Origin of the sequence: Paracoccus liaowanqingii (genome assembly GCF_004683865.2) — a bacterium.
In the GTDB taxonomy this organism is placed as follows: Bacteria; Pseudomonadota; Alphaproteobacteria; order Rhodobacterales; family Rhodobacteraceae; genus Paracoccus; species Paracoccus liaowanqingii.
This window is the reverse complement of the sequence record NZ_CP038439.1, coordinates 1,102,621-1,118,707: the sequence shown is the minus strand read 5'-3', so window position 1 is coordinate 1,118,707 and position 16,087 is coordinate 1,102,621. Positions and strand designations below refer to the sequence as shown.

Below are 16,087 nucleotides of genomic sequence, written 5' to 3'. Positions count from 1 at the left end.
CATGCAGCAGGCGCCGTTCCATCAGCTGCCCGACGACCGGTCGGCCCCCGCGCGGGCCTTCTGGACGCAGGCCGACGATGGCGTGCGCCTGCGGCTGGCCCATTGGCAGACCCAGGGCGAGGGTCCGCGCGGCAGCGTGCTGCTGTTCCCGGGCCGCACCGAATACATCGAGAAATACGCCCCTGTCGCCCACCACCTGACCGCCCAAGGCTACGATGTCCTGTCGATCGACTGGCGCGGGCAGGGCATGTCGGACCGGCTGCAGGCCGATCCCCGCCCCGGCCATATCGGCGAGTTCGCCGACTACCAGCGCGACGTGATCGAGATGGTCGTGGCGGCCGGGGATCTGGAGCTGCCCCGCCCCTGGCACCTTCTGGCCCATTCGATGGGCGGCTGCATCGGGCTGGCCGCGCTCGATGGCGGGCTGCCGGTCCGGAGCGCGGTTTTTTCCGCGCCGATGTGGGGGATCAACCTGCGCCGCGTCAAGCATGGCATGGCGCTCAGCATCGCCTATCTCGCGGGACGCGTGGGGCGCGGCGGTCTGGCCGCCCCCGGCAGCGGCGGCGCTGCGACCACCTATCCGCTGGACGAAAGCTTCAACGCCAACCTGCTGACGCGGAACGGCGACGAATGGGCCCGCCTCGTGCGCGAGGCCGTGGCCTGGCCGCATCTGACCATCGGCGGGGCGACCTTCGATTGGGTCAGCAAGGCGCTGAACGAATGCACGCGCCTGTCGCGCCTGCCCTCGCCCGACCTGCCGATGCTGGTGACCCTGGGCAGCGAGGAGGGCATCGTCTCGCCCCAGGCCATCCGCGACCGCGCCGCCCGCTGGCCCGGGTCTGACCTGATGGTCATCCCCGGCGCGCGCCACGAGGTGATGATGGAAACCAACGACCTGCGCGCCCCCTTCCTCGAGGCGATGCTGGCCCGCTTCGACGCCCGCTGAGGCTCACTTCCTCCTCTGCAGCGGTCCGAAAATATCCTCGGGGGGAGACGCCGCAGGCGTCGGGGGGCAGACGGCCCCCCTGCCCCCCTCGGGCAAGGGGCGCGTCCCTCAGTCGTCCGCCGTCTGCCGCTCCGAGGGCGTGGCGACGCCGGTCATCCGCAGCCGGATGCGCTTCAGCCGGCGCGGATCGGCCTCGACCACCTCGAACTCGGCGCCCGAGGGGTGGCTGATGACCTCGCCGCGCAGCGGCACCCGGCCTGCCAGCATGAAGATCAGCCCGCCAAGCGTGTCGACCTCGTCGTCCTCGGTCTCGACCAGGCGCAGCCCGGTCTCGGCCTCGACATCGGACAGGTCGGCCCGGGCCTGGATCAGCCACTGGCCGGTCTTCTCATGGACCCACAGCCCGCCCTCGTCCTCGTCATGCTCGTCCTCGATCTCGCCGATGACCTGCTCGATCAGGTCCTCGATCGTGACCAGCCCGTCCACGCCGCCATATTCGTCGATGACCAGTGCCATGTGGATGCGCTTCTGCTGCATCTGCTGCAGCAGCACCCCGATGGGCATCGAGGGCGGCACGTACAGCATCGGGCGCAGCATGGGCCGCAGGGTGAACTTGCCGCCCGCGCCGAAGCCGTGCTTCAGCGTCAGGTCCTTGAGGTGGATCAGGCCAAGCGGGCTGTCCAGCGTGCCGCGAAAGACCGGGATGCGCGAGAAGCCGTGCTCGCGGAACATCGTCACCAGATCGTCGAGGGTGATGTTGAGCGGCGCCGCGATGATCTCGACCTTGGGGATGGCCACGTCGTCGACCCGCATGCGGCGCAGGTTCATCAGCCCGGGGCGGCCGGCGGCGTGATGCTCGCCCTCGTCCCCCTCCGTCTCGGCGCTGTCGGATCCCTTGATCGCGTCGATCACCCGCCCGAAGAAGCCGCGGGGACTGGCCGGCTCCTGCTCGGCCTCGTCGGCCCGGTCACGATCGGGAACGGGGGACAGGTCCTGCGTCGGCTGTTCGGATAATCGGGTCTCGGAATTCATCGGGCGGTCTCTCCATAGGGATCGGGCACGTCCAGACGCGCGAGGATCGCGCGTTCCGTCGTCTCCATGCGTTCGGCGTCGGGGTCGGTGTCGTGGTCATATCCCAGCAGGTGCAGGGTCGCGTGGACCAGCAGATGCAGGACGTGATGATCGAAGGGCTTGCCCTGCGCCTGCGCCTCGGCGACGCAGGTCTCAAAGGCGATGGCGATGTCGCCCAGCTCGTCCTCGTCGGGGATCTCGGGCGCCTCGCCGGGCGGGTGCGGCAGATGCTCGACCGAGGGCCAGGACAGCACGTTCGTGGCGCGCGGCTTGCCCCGGAAATCGGCGTTCAGGCTGGCGATGCGGGCATCGTCGCAGCCCATCACCACGACCTCCCCGCCGATGCGGTGCCATGACAGCGCCGCCTCGACCGCCCTGGCCGCCAGGTCTTCCAGACCGGCGGCCTCCCATCGGTCATCCTCGATGACGCAATCGGCAGTGATCTCGTCAGGCATCGTTCCGCATCATCCGGCGCGGGACATACTGCCCGCGCATCTCCTCGGTTTCGCCGCGGGCATGGGCCGCGATTTCCTCGGCGTCATACGCCTTGATGATGCGCGCGACAAGCGGGTGGCGCACGACATCGTCGGCGGTGAAATAGCTGAAGCTGATCCCCTTGACGTCCTTCAGGACCTTTTCCGCGTCGATCAGGCCCGACTGCATGCCGCGCGGCAGGTCGATCTGGGTGCGGTCGCCGGTGATGACCATCCGCGATCCTTCGCCCAAGCGCGTCAGGAACATCTTCATCTGCATGCTGCTGGCGTTCTGCGCCTCGTCCAGAACCACGAAGGCGCGGCTCAGCGTGCGGCCCCGCATGAAGGCCAGCGGCGCGATCTCGATGCGCTTCTCCTCCATCAGCTTCTGCATCTGCTTGCCGGGCAGGAAGTCGTTCAGCGCATCATACAGCGGCTGCATGTAGGGATCGACCTTCTCCTTCATGTCGCCGGGCAGGAAGCCCAAGCGCTCTCCGGCCTCGACGGCGGGGCGGGACAGGATGATCTTGTCGACATGGCCGCCGATCAGCATGGTCACGCCCACGGCGACCGCCAGATAGGTCTTGCCGGTGCCCGCGGGCCCGATGCCGAAGGCCAGTTCGTTCTGGAACAGCGCGCGGACATAGGCCTTCTGCGCCTCGGTGCGCGGCTCGACCGACTTCTTGCGGGTGCGCAGCTCGTAATTGCCCTGCGCGAACATCTCCATCTGCTCGGCCGGGGTCACCTCGGCGGCGGGCTCGACGCCCATGCGCAGGGCGGCCTCGACCTCGGCCAGGCTGACGGGGCGGTGCTGTTCCAACCGGGCATAGAGGCCCCGCAGCAGGGTCGCGGCCTCGGACTGCGCTTCGGGACCGCCGACGACGGCGATCTGGTTGCCGCGGCGCAGGATATGGACGCCAAGCGCCTCCTCGATGCGGGCCAGATGGCGGTCGTTGGCGCCGCAGAGGTCGATGAGCAATCGGTTGTCGGGAAATTCCAGAAGGGTTTCGGCCGTGGGTGCGGTGACGGGTGGCGTCGGGGTCAGGCCCAAATGTCTCTCCTGTTCAGGCGTGTGATCTCAAGGTGGCAAGCCTGCGGGATTCGCACAAGGTCGCGCGACCCGCATCCGGCGGGGAATTGCCGCAGAACGTGGCAAAACACGGGCCATGGCGCAAAAGTTGCATCACGGCGCAGCAAAACCGGCCGACTGCGCCGGGGATCTGCCCAGGAAAGCGGCCAGAGCGGGGGCCGCGTCCATCCCGGCCACCGGCCCGTCGTGGACGATCCGCCCGCCCTGCAGCAGCGCCACCCGGTCGCCGATCCGTGCGACCGAGGCCATGTCATGGGTGATGGTCAGCGCCGTGGCGCCGGTCTCGGTCACGATGCCGCGGATCAGCGCGTCGATGGCGCGGGCGCGGATCGGGTCCAGCCCGGTGGTCGGCTCGTCGAAGAAGATGATCTGCGGGTCGTCGGCGATGGCGCGGGCCAAGCCCGCCCGCTTGGCCATGCCGCCCGACAGCTCGGCGGGCATCAGGTCGGCGGTCTCGGGGCCCAGACCCACGCGGGCCAGCTTGTCCAGCGCGATGCCCCGGGCGCGGTCGTCCGACATGCGCTGGCGCAGCCGGAAGGCGACGTTCTGCCAGACCGACAGGCTGTCGAACAGCGCCGCCCCCTGGAACAGCATCCCGAAGCCCGCCAGGAACCGCGCCCGCGCGGCCCGGTCCAAAGGCCGGCCCTGCCACAGGATGCGGCCCGCCTCGGGCGCCTCCAGCCCCAGGATGCACTTGAGCAGCACCGACTTGCCGGTGCCCGACTGCCCGATCACGCAGAGGCTTTCGCCCTGCCCCACCGTCAGGTCCACCCCGTCCAGCACCCGCGTGGCGCCGAAGGTCTTCTGCAGGCCCCGGATCTCGATCATTCGAAGAACAGCCCCGTCAGCACGAAGTTCGCGGCCAGGATCCCCACGGCGGCGGCGACCACGGCCGAGGTCGTGGCCCGGCCCACGCCCGCCGCCCCGCGCCCCGCGCGCATCCCGAACCAGCAGCCCGACAGCGTCACGACCAGCCCGAAGACCGCGCCCTTGATCAGCCCCGAGGTCACATCCCAAGGCTCCAGATAGGACCAGCTGCCGGCGATGTAGGTGGCCGAGCTGAAGCCGAGCGATCCGGTCCCCACCAGCCAGCCGCCCATGATCCCGATGATGTCGCCCACCGCGACCAGCACCGGCATGGACAGGATCCCGGCCCACAGGCGCGGTGTCACCAGCCAGCGCACCGGATCGGTGGACAGCGTCACCAGCGCGTCGATCTGTTCGGTGACGCGCATCGTCCCCAGTTCGGCGGCGATCGAGCTGGCGACGCGCGCCGCCACCATCAGCCCGCCCAGCACGGGCCCCAGCTCGCGCACCATGCCGATGGCCACGATCGCGGGCACGACGTCGCTGGCCTGGAACCGGGCGCCGCCGGAATGGATCTGCAGCGCCAGCGCCGCCCCGGTGAACAGCGCGGTCAGCCCCACGACCGGCAGGGACAGCCAGCCGATCTGGACGATCTGGACCAGCAGCGCGCGGCTAGGGAAGGGGCGCAGCCCACCGAGGCCCCGTGCCGCGAAGATCGCGACCGCGCCGATGCCGCGCGTCACCCTCAAGGCAGGGCGGCCGACCGCCCGGATGGGGGTCACAGATAGGTCCGGGCGTAGCGCAGGCCAAGCGAGGTCAGCACCTCGTAGCCGATGGTGCCGGCCAGATCGGCCAGCCGGTCGATGGGCTGGGCCGGACAGATCAGCGCCAGCCGGTCGGGCACGTGGTCCAGATCGGTCACGTCCACGGTGATCAGGTCCATCGACACCCGCCCAACGATGGGACAGGCGATCTCGCCCGCGTAAAGCTTTGCGCCGCTGGAGGACAGGGCCCGCAGGATCCCGTCGGCATAGCCCGCATCCACCGTCGCGATGCGGCTGTCGCGCGCGGCGTGCCAGGTGGCGCCATAGCCCACCATCTCGCCCGCGGCCACCGCCCGCGTCTGGATCACGCGCAGCGACAGCGTGACCACGGGCCGCGCCTCGGCAAAGGGCAGCCCGCCGTAGAGGCCCACCCCGGGCCGCACCATGTCGAAGTAATAGTCCGGCCCCAGCAGGATGCCCCCGGTCGCGGCCAGCGATCGCGGCACGTCGCAGCCCTCGGTCATGGCGCGGAAGGCCGCCAGCTGCGCGGCATTGGCGGGGTGGTCGGGTTCGTCCGCGCAGGCCAGATGCGACATGATGAACTCGGGACGCGCGGCCATCGCCTCGGCGCGGATGGCGCCCCATTCGGCGGCCTCCATGCCAAGGCGGTTCATGCCGCTGTCCAGCTGGATGGCGAAGGGCTTGCCGGGGCGCAGGACGCGGTCGCGGAAGAACTGGGCGGGGCTGTTCAGGACCGGGACCAGGCCCGACAGATCCTCGCCTTCCATATGGCCCGACAGGATGTTGATGCGCGCGTCGGGCGGCAACAGGGGCCGGATCGCCCTGCCCTCGCGCGCCAGCGCCACGAAGAAGTCCCGCACCCCCGCCGCATAGAGGGCCGGGGCGACCCGGTCGGCGCCCAGGCCATAGGCATCGGCCTTGACCACAGCGGCGGCGCGGGCGCCGGGCGCGCGGGCGGCCAGGGCGGCGTGATTGGCCAGGATGGCCGCGATGTCGATCTGCAATCCCATATGCGTCGATTGCCCCCGCGCATGGCCCGCGTCAAGACCCGTCGCGCGCCGGGGTTTGCAGGTTTTCAGTTTGCTGGTTCAACACCCTCGCTTCTTTGCAAATTTCCCCGATTTTCCTTTGCCGCATCCGCATCACCCGCTAGCCTGCAGCGTGAACGAGGGAGGCCCGCCATGAAGGACATTCTGCAAGAGCTGGAACGGCGGCGCGCCGAGGCCCGGCTTGGCGGCGGCCAGCGCCGCATCGACGCCCAGCACGCCCGCGGCAAGCTGACCGCCCGCGAGCGGGTCGAGCTGCTGCTGGACGAGGACAGCTTCGAGGAATTCGACATGTTCGTCGCCCATCGCAGCACGGATTTCGGGATGGAATCCGACCGTCCCTACGGCGACGGCGTCGTGACGGGCTGGGGCACGATCAACGGGCGCATGGTCTATGTCTTCAGCCAGGACTTCACCGTCTTCGGCGGCAGCCTGTCGGAAACCCATGCCCAGAAGATCTGCAAGATCATGGACATGGCGATGCAGAACGGCGCCCCCGTCATCGGCATCAACGATTCGGGCGGCGCGCGCATCCAGGAGGGCGTGGCCAGCCTCGCGGGCTATGCCGACGTGTTCCAGCGCAACATCATGGCCTCGGGCGTGATCCCGCAGATCAGCCTGATCATGGGCCCCTGCGCGGGGGGCGCGGTCTATTCGCCCGCCATGACCGACTTCATCTTCATGGTCCGCGACACGTCCTACATGTTCGTGACCGGGCCGGACGTGGTCAAGACGGTCACCAACGAGGTCGTCACCGCCGAACAGCTGGGCGGCGCGGGCACGCATACGAAGAAATCCTCGGTCGCGGACGGCGCCTTCCAGGACGACGTGGAGGCGCTGTCGGAAATCCGCCGCCTCTTCGACTTCCTGCCGCTGAATAACCGCCAGAAGGCGCCCGTGCGGCCCTTCTTCGACGACCCGGCCCGGATCGAGCCCAGCCTGGACACGCTGATCCCCGACAACCCCAACCAGCCCTACGACATGACCGAGCTGATCGCCAAGATCGCGGACGAGGGCGATTTCTACGAGATCCAGAAGGATTTCGCGGGCAACATCATCACCGGCTTCATCCGGATCGAGGGGCAGTCGGTCGGCATCGTCGCCAACCAGCCGATGGTGCTGGCGGGCTGCCTGGACATCGACAGCTCGCGCAAGGCCGCGCGCTTCGTGCGCTTCTGCGACGCGTTCGAGATCCCGATCCTGACGCTGGTCGACGTCCCGGGCTTCCTGCCGGGCACGGGGCAGGAATATGGTGGCGTCATCAAGCACGGGGCGAAACTGCTCTTCGCCTATGGCGAGGCGACGGTGCCCAAGGTCACGGTCATCACCCGCAAGGCCTATGGCGGGGCCTATGACGTGATGGCGTCCAAGCATCTGCGCGGCGATTTCAACTATGCCTGGCCGACGGCCGAGATCGCCGTGATGGGCGCCAAGGGCGCGGTCGAGATCCTCTATCGCAGCGAGCTGGGCGACCCCGAGAAGATCGCCGCGCGCACCAAGGACTACGAGGACCGCTTTGCCAATCCCTTCGTGGCCGCGGAGAAGGGCTTCATCGACGAGGTGATCCAGCCGCGCTCCACGCGTAAGCGGGTGGCCCGGGCCTTCGCGTCGCTGCGCGGCAAGCAGCTGACGAACCCGTGGAAAAAACACGACAACATTCCTCTGTGACGGGGCGGGCGGGGCGCGGGATGCACAAGGTCGTGAATGATGCAGCAGGGCCACAGCCGCGCGGCGGCGTCGGGGCGGGCGCGTCCGATCCCTGTCTGCAGGCGGGTCGCTTGGCTATCATGCGCGCCAGGTCGGCTGTCCAACAAGCCTTCCATAACTCGAGCAGTCGGGCGCGCCGCCGCCCGCATCACAGGAGCCTTTGTCCATGTCGAAGAAAATCATCCTGGGCCTCGTGCTGGTCTCGGCCTTTGCCGCCTGCCAGCGTCAGCAGCCCGCCGACGTCTACGTGCCCACCGCACCGGCCGCGCCGATGGTCAACCCGGTCACGACCGAGCCGGTCTACAGCGGCAAGTTCGGCTAACACCCGCATCCACATCCTAGCGCGCGGGCGGCCTGCCCGCCCGTGCGCGGCGCCAGGCCCCCTGCGCCCCAGCAAAGGGGCCCAGCCATGCTGAAGCATCGCGGCTTTCCCGGGCGTCTGCCCGGCACCGATTTCCAGTTCGTCATCCGGCGCGAGAACCGCAAGAAGGGCGCCACGCCCATCACGCGGCGCGAGCGCTTCAAGGACCGCCGACCCGCCGACAAGCGCGCCGATGCGGGCTTCCTGTCCGCCCTGATCGCCCAGTTCGGCGACGAGCCCTTCCCCCGCGGCAATCTGGATGCCGGGCGCCTGTCCTGGCTGATCGGGCGCGAGGTGCTTGCCGTGGGCGAGTTCGATCCCGCCGACTACGACCAGCTGCTGCAGGTCGACATGGCCGCCGCCGAGGCGGGCTTCCCCGAGCTGTTCGTCCAGGACGCGCCCCCGGCCTTCGATTGGGACGACGCGGATGCCTGGGACGAGGATGACGACGGGGATGACGGCCGCTGATGCACGAGTTGATGCTGAACCCCTTGAAGTCACACGCATGTCAGTTTGACGCGGGGTGCAGCTGTGCGATAATGGATGTCGGCTTACAACCGGCCCCCTCTGGGCCCATCACCACAGGCATCATTTCATGCAGAAGATCTTCACCCTCCGTCTTGCCGGTCTGGCCCTTGTCGCAGCCGGCCTGTCCGCCTGCGCCCCCGGCTACCAGGGCGGCGGCATCTCGCCGGACGCGCAGCGCGCCGCCGGCGGCGCCGTGGCCGGTGCGGTCATCGCCCGCGCCCTTGACGAGGACATCGCCACCGGCGCAGCCATCGGCGCCGTCGGCGGCGCGCTGTGCGACGACGCCGGCGTCTGCCAGCGCCGCTACTGATCCAGACTCAGAAGGGCAGGCCGCGCGATGCGCGGCTGCCCGCCAACCCACGGGATTCACATCATGTCCAAGTATTTCGCCATCGCCGCTCTGGTCGGCACGACCGCCATCGCGGGCTGCACGCAGGGCATCAACCCGACCGACACCGACCGCGCGCTCATCGGCGCCGGCGTCGGCGCGACCATCGCCAGCGTCAGTGGTGAAAACGTCGTCCAGGGTGCTGCCATCGGCGGCGCGGCCGGCGCACTGTGCAACGACTTCCGTCTGTGCCAGTGACGACCTGACCGGCGCGTTTTGCGCGCCATCGGCCTGCCAGACCGTCCGAAGCCCCGCGCTTCGGACGGTTTTTTCATGTTCCGTCCTGGGGGGAGCCCATGTTCAAGAAGATCCTGATCGCCAACCGGGGCGAGATCGCCTGCCGCGTCATCAAGACCGCGCGCAAGATGGGCATCGCCACCGTCGCCGTCTATTCCGACGCCGACCGCAATGCGCTGCATGTGAAGATGGCCGACGAGGCCGTCCATATCGGCCCGCCCCCCGCCGCCCAGTCCTATATCGTGATCGACAGGATCATGGACGCCATCCGCCAGACAGGCGCCGAGGCGGTCCATCCCGGCTACGGGTTTCTGTCCGAGAACCGCAAGTTCGCCGAGGCGCTGGAGGCCGAGGGCGTCGTCTTCATCGGCCCCCCCTCGGGCGCGATCGAGCAGATGGGCGACAAGATCACCTCGAAGAAGCTGGCGCAGGCGGCCGGCGTCAGCACCGTGCCGGGCCATATGGGCCTGATCGCGGATGCGGACGAGGCGGCGGCGATCAGCGCGGGCATCGGCTATCCGGTGATGATCAAGGCCAGCGCGGGCGGCGGCGGCAAGGGCATGCGGATCGCCTGGAATGACGACGAGGCGCGAGAGGGCTTCGAATCCTCGAAATCCGAGGCCGCCAGCAGCTTCGGCGACGACCGCATCTTCATCGAGAAGTTCGTCACGCAGCCGCGCCATATCGAGATCCAGGTCCTGGCCGACCAGCACGGCAATGCGGTCTATCTGCACGAGCGCGAATGCTCGATCCAGCGCCGCAACCAGAAGGTCATCGAAGAGGCGCCCTCGCCCTTCCTCGACGAGGCGACGCGGGCCGCGATGGGCACGCAGGCCGTCGCGCTGGCCAAGGCCGTGGGCTATACCAGCGCGGGCACGGTCGAGTTCATCGTGGACGGCGACCGCAACTTCTACTTCCTCGAGATGAACACCCGGCTGCAGGTCGAACATCCGGTGACGGAACTGATCACCGGCGTCGATCTGGTCGAGCAGATGATCCGCGTCGCGGCGGGCGAGCCCCTGCCCTTCGCGCAGTCCGACCTGAAGATCACCGGATGGGCGATGGAAAGCCGTCTTTACGCCGAGGATCCCTATCGCGGCTTTCTGCCTTCGATCGGGCGGCTGACCCGCTATCGCCCGCCCGCCGAGGTCTCGGCCGGTCCGATGCGGGCGCAGGGCAAGTGGCTGGCGCAGCGCACGCCCTCGGGCGAGGCGGCGGTCAGGAACGACACCGGCGTCTTCGAGGGCGGCGAGATCAGCATGTTCTATGACCCGATGATCGCCAAGCTGTGCACCTGGGCGCCCACCCGCGGCGCGGCGATCGAGGCGATGCGCGTGGCGCTGGACACGTTCGAGGTCGAGGGGATCGGCCACAACCTGCCCTTCCTGTCGGCAGTCATGGACCATCCGAAATTCGCCTCGGGCGACATCACCACCGCCTTCATCGCAGAGGAATATCCCGACGGCTTCCAGGGCGCGACCCTGCCCGAGGAGGAATTGCGCCGCCTGGCGGTCGCCGCCGCCGCCATGCACCGCGTGGCCGAGATCCGGCGCGCGCGCATCAGCGGGCGGCTGAGCAACCATGAACGCCATGTGGGTCAGGATTGGGTGGTCTTCGCGGGCGGGCGCGAGTTCGCCTGCCGGGTGGTCCCCGACCGCGAGGGGGCCGACGTTCAGGTGGACGGCCTGTCGCTGCGGGTGGAAAGCGACTGGCGCCCCGGCCAGACCCTGGCACGGCTGGAGGTGGACGGCCGTCCGCTGGTCCTCAAGGTCGACAAGATCGCCGCCGGGCTGCGCCTGCGCAGCCGGGGCGCCGACCTGCGCGTCCATGTCCGCAGGCCCCGCGCCGCCGAACTGGCACGCCTGATGCCCGAGAAGCTGCCCCCCGACACGTCCCGGTTCCTGCTGTGCCCGATGCCCGGGCTGATCGTGAAGATCAATGTCGCGGCGGGCGACGAGGTGCAGGAGGGTCAGGCGCTGGCCACCGTCGAGGCGATGAAGATGGAGAACATCCTGCGCGCCGAGCGCAAGGGCGTGGTCAAGTCCGTGACCGCCGCCCCCGGCGAAAGCCTGAAGGTCGACGAGATCATCATGGAATTCGAATGACCGCCCCGCTGCCCTCCGGCCTGCTGGCCGCCCTGATCGCCCTGGGCGGGGCGGCGGGCGTGCTGGTGGTGGCGGGTGGCGCGGTCTTTCCGATGGGCGGCACCGACCTGCCCGCCGCCTATGTCCTGCCGCCGCTGGTGGCGCTGGCGCTGTTCCAACTGGTCTTCGGCGCGATGTCGGGGCGCTGGCGCGGCCCGGGTTTCTGGCTGGCGGCGCTGCCCCTCACCACGCTGATCTGGGGCGCGGGGCTGTGGCTGCTGCTGGACGGGCGGATCACCGCGCCGCAGGCGCTGGCGGGCACGGCTGCGGCCCTTCTGGCGGTCCTGCTGGTCGCGCTGATCCTGATGCGGAGGCGCGGGGATGGGCGGTGATCAGTCGGCCTCGCGGCGGCGCATCGGCATCGTGTCGATCAGGGCGGTGATCTCGTCCGGGGTCACCGGGCCGTCGCGGTCCAGCTTGACGCCGCCATCCTTGCCGATGAGCAGCACCCGCAGCCCGGTGCCAAGGCGCAGCGCATCGGCGCCGGGCCCGTCGGTCAGCAGCACCACCTCGCGCTCGGCCAGCGCCCCGGCGGCCGCGTGCATCCGGGCGATCTGGTCCGCGACGAGCGCGGCCTCGCCCAGCACGACGACCGGGCGGGCCTGCCAGCGCAGCCCCTCCAGTGTGTCGGACTGCAGGGCCATTACGGGCAGGGACGCCGCCCCCCGGCCCGCATCGGCGGGGGCCATCGCCGGCCACAGGGCCATCGCGGCGGTCAGGCAATATCGCATCGCATCTCTCCCATCTGTCCCGACAGGACGCATCCCGGCGGTGGCAGGTTCCCATGCCGCCGCTTGACGCCCATCTCAGCCCGCAGCTGCAGCAGGCAGTGGTCACGGGGCTGTTCGTGGCCATTGGCTGGATCGTGGTCGCGTCGCAGACCCGCCGCCGCGACGCCGCCCTGCGCCGCGCGCGCGAGGCCGACCTGCAGCGCGCCCTTCTGGCCGAGATCCGCGCCCATGTCTTCGCGCTGGAGCAGCAGACCCCCTCGGCCGAGGATGCCGAGGCGCTGATCGCGCGCATCCGGTCGGGGGATTTCGTGCCCACCCTGCCCCAGCAGGCCAATGACCGGATCTTCGGCGCGGTGATCGCGGATATCCACATCCTGCCCGCGCCGGTCATCGACCCGATCGTGCTGTATTACCGGCTGCTGTCGATCATGGGGGCGCTGGCCACAGACCTGCGGCGCATCGCGCGCAGCGACGGGGGGCGGGCGGCGCAGATGATGGCGGACTATCTGTCGCTGATGAACGAGACGCGCGACAGCGGCATCCAGGCGATCCGCGTGCTGACCGAATGCCTGCGGGGCGGGGCCGAGGCGGTCGACCGGATGCTGGACGAGGACGAGGCGCAGGCCATCGCGCAACTGGCGCGGCATCTGCCGGATGATCTGGCCCGGATGCGCGACCGGCTGGCCGCGCGCGATGTCAGTAGCCGATCTTCGGACCCGAGAGGCCGGTGATGGGACGCAAGCCGATGGCCCGGACGATCTCGTTGGCGCGGCTGATGGCGGTGGGCTTTCCCTCGGCGCGTGGGGCGACGGTGTCGCTGCGGCGCGCGGGGGTCTTGGTCGGTCGGGCAGGCACCACGGGCGCGGCGCTGCGGTCTGCACGCGGATTGGCCATGATCGGTCCCCTTGCTGGGTCCGGCACCATGCCGGACGCCCTTCATGATATAGGGAACGCGCCACAAATCCACAAGTTTCGCGCAGGCCCCGCTCAGCGCACCGCGCTGCCCCGCCCGATCTCTTGGCGGCGCAGCGGCAGCCGGTCGATGGCGCGGCCGACCTCGCGGGCGTCCCACAGGCTGGGGCGGCGGATCTTCACCTGCCCGTCCTTGTCGATCACCACCAGAGAGAAGCCGCGCGGCCGCAACTGCTGGCGCCAGAGGCTGTTGGCCGCCGGATCGCTGTCGACCACCACCACCACGTCGCGCGCCGCCAAGGCGCGGCTGTCGCGTTCCAGCGCCGCCACCTGCTGCAGGAAGGCCGGATCGTCGGGCGTGTCGGCGAAGACCACCACCGGACGGGCGTTCCACAGGAACTGCTGCGGCGTGACCTCGGTCGCGTCCAGAAGCGCGGGGCTCCCCTCGGCCAGGGGCGTCACCACCGGCACGGGCGGGTCGGGCTGCTGGGACACGGGCGGCAGGCGCGACGGATTGCGCTGCGGCTCGCTGGCGCTGGCGACGTCCGGATCCGCCTCCGGGTCGGGCACGGGGCCCTCGCGGGCGGGGCCCATTGCGGCCAGAGCCATCACGAAAATCAGGAATTTCAATTTCATCGGCACCTCGTCATGCTTTGAATATAGGGCAGGACGGGCCGCGCGAAAGGACGGATCATGACAAAAGCCACGATGAAGGACTGGGACAAACTGGCGCGGAGCGAGCTGAAGGGCCGCGATCCCGACAGCCTGACCTGGAACACGCTGGAGGGGATCGCGGTCAAGCCGCTCTATACCTCGGCGGATACCGAGGGGCTGGACCATCTGGACGGGCTGCCCGGCATCGCCCCCTTCACGCGGGGGCCGCGCGCCACGATGTATGCGGGGCGCCCCTGGACGATCCGGCAATATGCAGGGTTCTCGACCGCCGAGGCGTCGAACGCCTTCTATCGCCGCGCCCTGGCGGCGGGCCAGCAGGGCGTGTCGGTGGCCTTCGACCTGGCCACCCATCGCGGCTATGACAGCGACCATCCCCGGGTCGAGGGCGATGTCGGGAAGGCGGGCGTCGCCATCGATTCGGTCGAGGACATGAAGATCCTCTTCGACGGCATCCCGCTGGACCGCGTCAGCGTGTCGATGACGATGAACGGCGCGGTCATCCCGATTCTCGCCAGCTTCATCGTCACCGGAGAGGAGCAGGGCCATTCCCGCGCCGTGCTGTCGGGGACCATCCAGAACGACATCCTCAAGGAGTTCATGGTCCGCAACACCTACATCTACCCGCCCGAGCCCTCGATGCGGATCATCGCGGACATCATCCAGTACACGTCCGATGAGATGCCCAAGTTCAACAGCATCTCGATCTCGGGCTATCACATGCAGGAGGCCGGGGCGAACCTGGTGCAGGAGCTGGCCTATACCTTGGCCGACGGGCGCGAATATGTGCGCGCAGCCATCGCGGCGGGCATGGATGTGGATGCCTTCGCGGGGCGGCTGTCCTTCTTCTTCGCCATCGGCATGAACTTCTTCATGGAGATCGCCAAGCTGCGCGCCGCGCGGCTGCTGTGGCACCGGATCATGTCCGAGTTCGAACCCAAGAAGCAGGGCAGCCTGATGCTGCGCACGCATTGCCAGACCTCGGGCGTCAGCTTGCAGGAACAGGACCCCTACAACAACGTCATCCGCACGGCGTACGAGGCGATGTCGGCGGCGCTTGGCGGCACGCAATCGCTGCACACCAACGCGCTGGACGAGGCGATCGCCCTGCCGACCGAGTTCAGCTCGCGCATTGCGCGCAACACCCAGCTGATCCTGCAGGAGGAGACCGGCATCACCAACGTCGTCGATCCGCTGGCGGGCAGCTATTACATCGAAAGCCTGACGGCCGAGCTGGCCGAGAAGGCCTGGGAGCTGATTTCCGAGGTCGAGGAGATGGGCGGCATGACCAAGGCCGTGGCCAGCGGCATGCCCAAGCTGCGCATCGAGGAGACGGCGGCGCGGCGGCAGGCGCTGATCGACCGGGGCCAGGACGTGATCGTCGGCGTGAACAAGTACCGCAAGGAGACCGAGGATCCGATCGACATCCTCGACATCGACAACGTGGCCGTCCGCGACAGCCAGATCGAACGCCTGGCCCGCATCCGCAGCACCCGCGACGAAGCCCAGGTCACCGCCACGCTGGCCGAGATCACGCGGCGCGCCCGCGAGGGGGGCAACCTGCTGGAGGCCGCCGTCGAGGCCGCCCGCGCCCGCGCCTCGGTGGGCGAGATCAGCATGGCGATGGAGGAGGTCTTCGGCCGCCACCGCGCCGAGGTCCGCACGCTGGCCGGCGTCTACGGCGCCGCCTACGAGGGCGACGAGGGCTTCGCCCAGATCCAGCGCGATGTCGAGGCCTTCGCTGAGGAGGAGGGCCGCCGCCCCCGCATGCTGGTCGTCAAGATGGGCCAGGACGGCCATGACCGCGGCGCCAAGGTGATCGCCACCGCCTTCGCCGACATCGGCTTCGACGTCGATGTGGGCCCGCTGTTCCAGACCCCCGAGGAGGCCGCGCAGGACGCCATCGACAACGACGTGCATGTGGTGGGCATCAGCTCTCAGGCGGCGGGGCACAAGACGCTGGCGCCCAAGCTGATCGCGGCCCTGCAGGCGGCGGGCGCGGGCGAGATCCTGGTCATCTGCGGCGGCGTGATCCCGCAGCAGGATTACGACTTCCTGCGCCGCGCGGGCGTCAAGGCGATCTTCGGCCCGGGCACCAACATCCCCTCCGCCGCCGCCGACATCCTGGCGCTGATCCGCGAGACGCGGGGGTGAACCGGGCCGGGGGGGCAGCCCCCCGGCCCCGTCGG

General features: G+C 69.5%; 19 protein-coding genes. 10 read left to right on the top strand and 9 right to left on the bottom strand.

Translation table 11 applies throughout. The features are described 5' to 3' along the window. Position 1 precedes the first annotated feature (1 nt). A complete protein-coding gene (locus E4191_RS05345; protein ID WP_135312486.1) occupies positions 2 to 946 on the top strand; it encodes an alpha/beta fold hydrolase in 945 nt (314 codons plus the stop codon). Positions 947 to 1,054: 108 nt separating this feature from the next. Here E4191_RS05345 and E4191_RS05340 read toward each other — a convergent pair whose 3' ends face one another. The 6 genes from E4191_RS05340 to alr form a co-directional block, all read right to left on the bottom strand. After that, positions 1,055 to 1,978 carry a CBS domain-containing protein gene (locus tag E4191_RS05340; protein ID WP_135312485.1) on the bottom strand — a complete coding sequence of 308 codons (924 nt, stop codon included), beginning with the start codon at positions 1,976 to 1,978 and terminating at the stop codon, positions 1,055 to 1,057. After that, positions 1,975 to 2,472, bottom strand: a complete 498-nt coding sequence (ybeY, locus tag E4191_RS05335) for an rRNA maturation RNase YbeY (protein WP_135312484.1) — start codon at positions 2,470 to 2,472, stop codon at positions 1,975 to 1,977. The genes E4191_RS05340 and ybeY overlap by 4 nt, the downstream gene beginning before the upstream one ends. Next, positions 2,465 to 3,541 carry a PhoH family protein gene (locus E4191_RS05330; protein ID WP_135312483.1) on the bottom strand — a complete coding sequence of 359 codons (1,077 nt, stop codon included), beginning with the start codon at positions 3,539 to 3,541 and terminating at the stop codon, positions 2,465 to 2,467. The genes ybeY and E4191_RS05330 overlap by 8 nt, the downstream gene beginning before the upstream one ends. 132 nt (positions 3,542 to 3,673) lie before the next feature. Beyond that, positions 3,674 to 4,408 (bottom strand): ABC transporter ATP-binding protein, encoded by a 735-nt coding sequence (locus E4191_RS05325; protein WP_135312482.1) that lies wholly within the window; start codon positions 4,406 to 4,408, stop codon positions 3,674 to 3,676. Beyond that, positions 4,405 to 5,169: an MlaE family ABC transporter permease gene (locus tag E4191_RS05320; RefSeq protein ID WP_135312481.1), complete on the bottom strand. Its 765-nt coding sequence runs from the start codon at positions 5,167 to 5,169 to the stop codon at positions 4,405 to 4,407. The genes E4191_RS05325 and E4191_RS05320 overlap by 4 nt, the downstream gene beginning before the upstream one ends. Continuing rightward, positions 5,166 to 6,182, bottom strand: coding sequence for an alanine racemase (alr, locus tag E4191_RS05315; protein ID WP_135312480.1), 1,017 nt, complete (start codon positions 6,180 to 6,182; stop codon positions 5,166 to 5,168). The genes E4191_RS05320 and alr overlap by 4 nt, the downstream gene beginning before the upstream one ends. Positions 6,183 to 6,353: 171 nt before the next feature. On the opposite strand from alr, the gene E4191_RS05310 reads away from it, so the two are divergent. The 7 genes from E4191_RS05310 (at position 6,354) to E4191_RS05285 (ending at position 11,915) form a co-directional block, all read left to right on the top strand. Beyond that, entirely contained in the window at positions 6,354 to 7,886 is a 1,533-nt protein-coding gene (locus E4191_RS05310; RefSeq protein WP_135312479.1) for an acyl-CoA carboxylase subunit beta, read from the top strand. A gap of 205 nt (positions 7,887 to 8,091) precedes the next feature. Continuing rightward, the gene (locus E4191_RS23645) at positions 8,092 to 8,247 is read left to right on the top strand and encodes a hypothetical protein (protein ID WP_165571110.1); all 156 of its coding nucleotides are present in this window, start codon (positions 8,092 to 8,094) and stop codon (positions 8,245 to 8,247) included. 87 nt (positions 8,248 to 8,334) lie between these two features. Then, positions 8,335 to 8,754, top strand: coding sequence for a hypothetical protein (locus tag E4191_RS05305; protein ID WP_135312478.1), 420 nt, complete (start codon positions 8,335 to 8,337; stop codon positions 8,752 to 8,754). Positions 8,755 to 8,881: 127 nt separating this feature from the next. After that, positions 8,882 to 9,124 carry a hypothetical protein gene (locus E4191_RS05300; RefSeq protein WP_135312477.1) on the top strand — a complete coding sequence of 81 codons (243 nt, stop codon included), beginning with the start codon at positions 8,882 to 8,884 and terminating at the stop codon, positions 9,122 to 9,124. 63 nt (positions 9,125 to 9,187) lie between these two features. Beyond that, complete coding sequence (locus E4191_RS05295) at positions 9,188 to 9,400, top strand: hypothetical protein (protein WP_168217537.1); 213 nt, start codon at positions 9,188 to 9,190, stop codon at positions 9,398 to 9,400. A 98-nt stretch (positions 9,401 to 9,498) separates the two neighbouring features. Continuing rightward, on the top strand, positions 9,499 to 11,544 hold the full coding sequence (locus tag E4191_RS05290) for an acetyl-CoA carboxylase biotin carboxylase subunit (protein WP_135312476.1): 2,046 nt from the start codon (positions 9,499 to 9,501) through the stop codon (positions 11,542 to 11,544). Then, positions 11,541 to 11,915: a hypothetical protein gene (locus E4191_RS05285; RefSeq protein WP_135312475.1), complete on the top strand. Its 375-nt coding sequence runs from the start codon at positions 11,541 to 11,543 to the stop codon at positions 11,913 to 11,915. Before E4191_RS05290 ends, E4191_RS05285 begins: the two co-directional genes overlap by 4 nt. On the opposite strand, the gene E4191_RS05280 is transcribed toward E4191_RS05285, so the two are convergent. Continuing rightward, positions 11,916 to 12,290: a DUF4174 domain-containing protein gene (locus E4191_RS05280; RefSeq protein ID WP_228461571.1), complete on the bottom strand. Its 375-nt coding sequence runs from the start codon at positions 12,288 to 12,290 to the stop codon at positions 11,916 to 11,918. 77 nt (positions 12,291 to 12,367) lie between these two features. Here E4191_RS05280 and E4191_RS05275 point away from each other — a divergent pair, with 77 nt between their 5' ends. After that, positions 12,368 to 13,045 carry a hypothetical protein gene (locus E4191_RS05275; RefSeq protein WP_135312474.1) on the top strand — a complete coding sequence of 226 codons (678 nt, stop codon included), beginning with the start codon at positions 12,368 to 12,370 and terminating at the stop codon, positions 13,043 to 13,045. Here the strand turns inward: E4191_RS05275 and E4191_RS05270 are convergent. Further along, on the bottom strand, positions 13,011 to 13,208 hold the full coding sequence (locus tag E4191_RS05270; protein WP_135312473.1) for a hypothetical protein: 198 nt from the start codon (positions 13,206 to 13,208) through the stop codon (positions 13,011 to 13,013). The genes E4191_RS05275 and E4191_RS05270 overlap by 35 nt on opposite strands. A 93-nt stretch (positions 13,209 to 13,301) precedes the next feature. Beyond that, complete coding sequence (locus E4191_RS05265) at positions 13,302 to 13,862, bottom strand: DUF4174 domain-containing protein (RefSeq protein WP_135312472.1); 561 nt, start codon at positions 13,860 to 13,862, stop codon at positions 13,302 to 13,304. A 57-nt stretch (positions 13,863 to 13,919) separates the two neighbouring features. Between E4191_RS05265 and scpA the strand changes: the two genes are divergently transcribed. Further along, positions 13,920 to 16,052: a methylmalonyl-CoA mutase gene (gene scpA, locus E4191_RS05260; RefSeq protein WP_135312471.1), complete on the top strand. Its 2,133-nt coding sequence runs from the start codon at positions 13,920 to 13,922 to the stop codon at positions 16,050 to 16,052. Positions 16,053 to 16,087 lie beyond the last annotated feature (35 nt).

Bases quoted from the DNA above. Each gene is read 5' to 3' on its own strand.
- E4191_RS05310 (WP_135312479.1), top strand. From the start codon at position 6,354: ATGAAGGACATTCTGCAAGAGCTGGAACGGCGGCGCGCCGAGGCCCGG.
- E4191_RS23645 (WP_165571110.1), top strand. From the start codon at position 8,092: ATGTCGAAGAAAATCATCCTGGGCCTCGTGCTGGTCTCGGCCTTTGCC.
- E4191_RS05300 (WP_135312477.1), top strand. From the start codon at position 8,882: ATGCAGAAGATCTTCACCCTCCGTCTTGCCGGTCTGGCCCTTGTCGCA.
- E4191_RS05275 (WP_135312474.1), top strand. From the start codon at position 12,368: ATGCCGCCGCTTGACGCCCATCTCAGCCCGCAGCTGCAGCAGGCAGTG.
- alr (WP_135312480.1), bottom strand. From the start codon at position 6,182: ATGGGATTGCAGATCGACATCGCGGCCATCCTGGCCAATCACGCCGCC.
- ybeY (WP_135312484.1), bottom strand. From the start codon at position 2,472: ATGCCTGACGAGATCACTGCCGATTGCGTCATCGAGGATGACCGATGG.
- E4191_RS05280 (WP_228461571.1), bottom strand. From the start codon at position 12,290: ATGGCCCTGTGGCCGGCGATGGCCCCCGCCGATGCGGGCCGGGGGGCG.
- E4191_RS05340 (WP_135312485.1), bottom strand. From the start codon at position 1,978: ATGAATTCCGAGACCCGATTATCCGAACAGCCGACGCAGGACCTGTCC.
- E4191_RS05290 (WP_135312476.1), top strand. From the start codon at position 9,499: ATGTTCAAGAAGATCCTGATCGCCAACCGGGGCGAGATCGCCTGCCGC.
- E4191_RS05285 (WP_135312475.1), top strand. From the start codon at position 11,541: ATGACCGCCCCGCTGCCCTCCGGCCTGCTGGCCGCCCTGATCGCCCTG.
- E4191_RS05345 (WP_135312486.1), top strand. From the start codon at position 2: ATGCAGCAGGCGCCGTTCCATCAGCTGCCCGACGACCGGTCGGCCCCC.
- E4191_RS05295 (WP_168217537.1), top strand. From the start codon at position 9,188: ATGTCCAAGTATTTCGCCATCGCCGCTCTGGTCGGCACGACCGCCATC.
- E4191_RS05270 (WP_135312473.1), bottom strand. From the start codon at position 13,208: ATGGCCAATCCGCGTGCAGACCGCAGCGCCGCGCCCGTGGTGCCTGCC.
- E4191_RS05265 (WP_135312472.1), bottom strand. From the start codon at position 13,862: ATGAAATTGAAATTCCTGATTTTCGTGATGGCTCTGGCCGCAATGGGC.
- scpA (WP_135312471.1), top strand. From the start codon at position 13,920: ATGACAAAAGCCACGATGAAGGACTGGGACAAACTGGCGCGGAGCGAG.
- E4191_RS05305 (WP_135312478.1), top strand. From the start codon at position 8,335: ATGCTGAAGCATCGCGGCTTTCCCGGGCGTCTGCCCGGCACCGATTTC.
- E4191_RS05325 (WP_135312482.1), bottom strand. From the start codon at position 4,408: ATGATCGAGATCCGGGGCCTGCAGAAGACCTTCGGCGCCACGCGGGTG.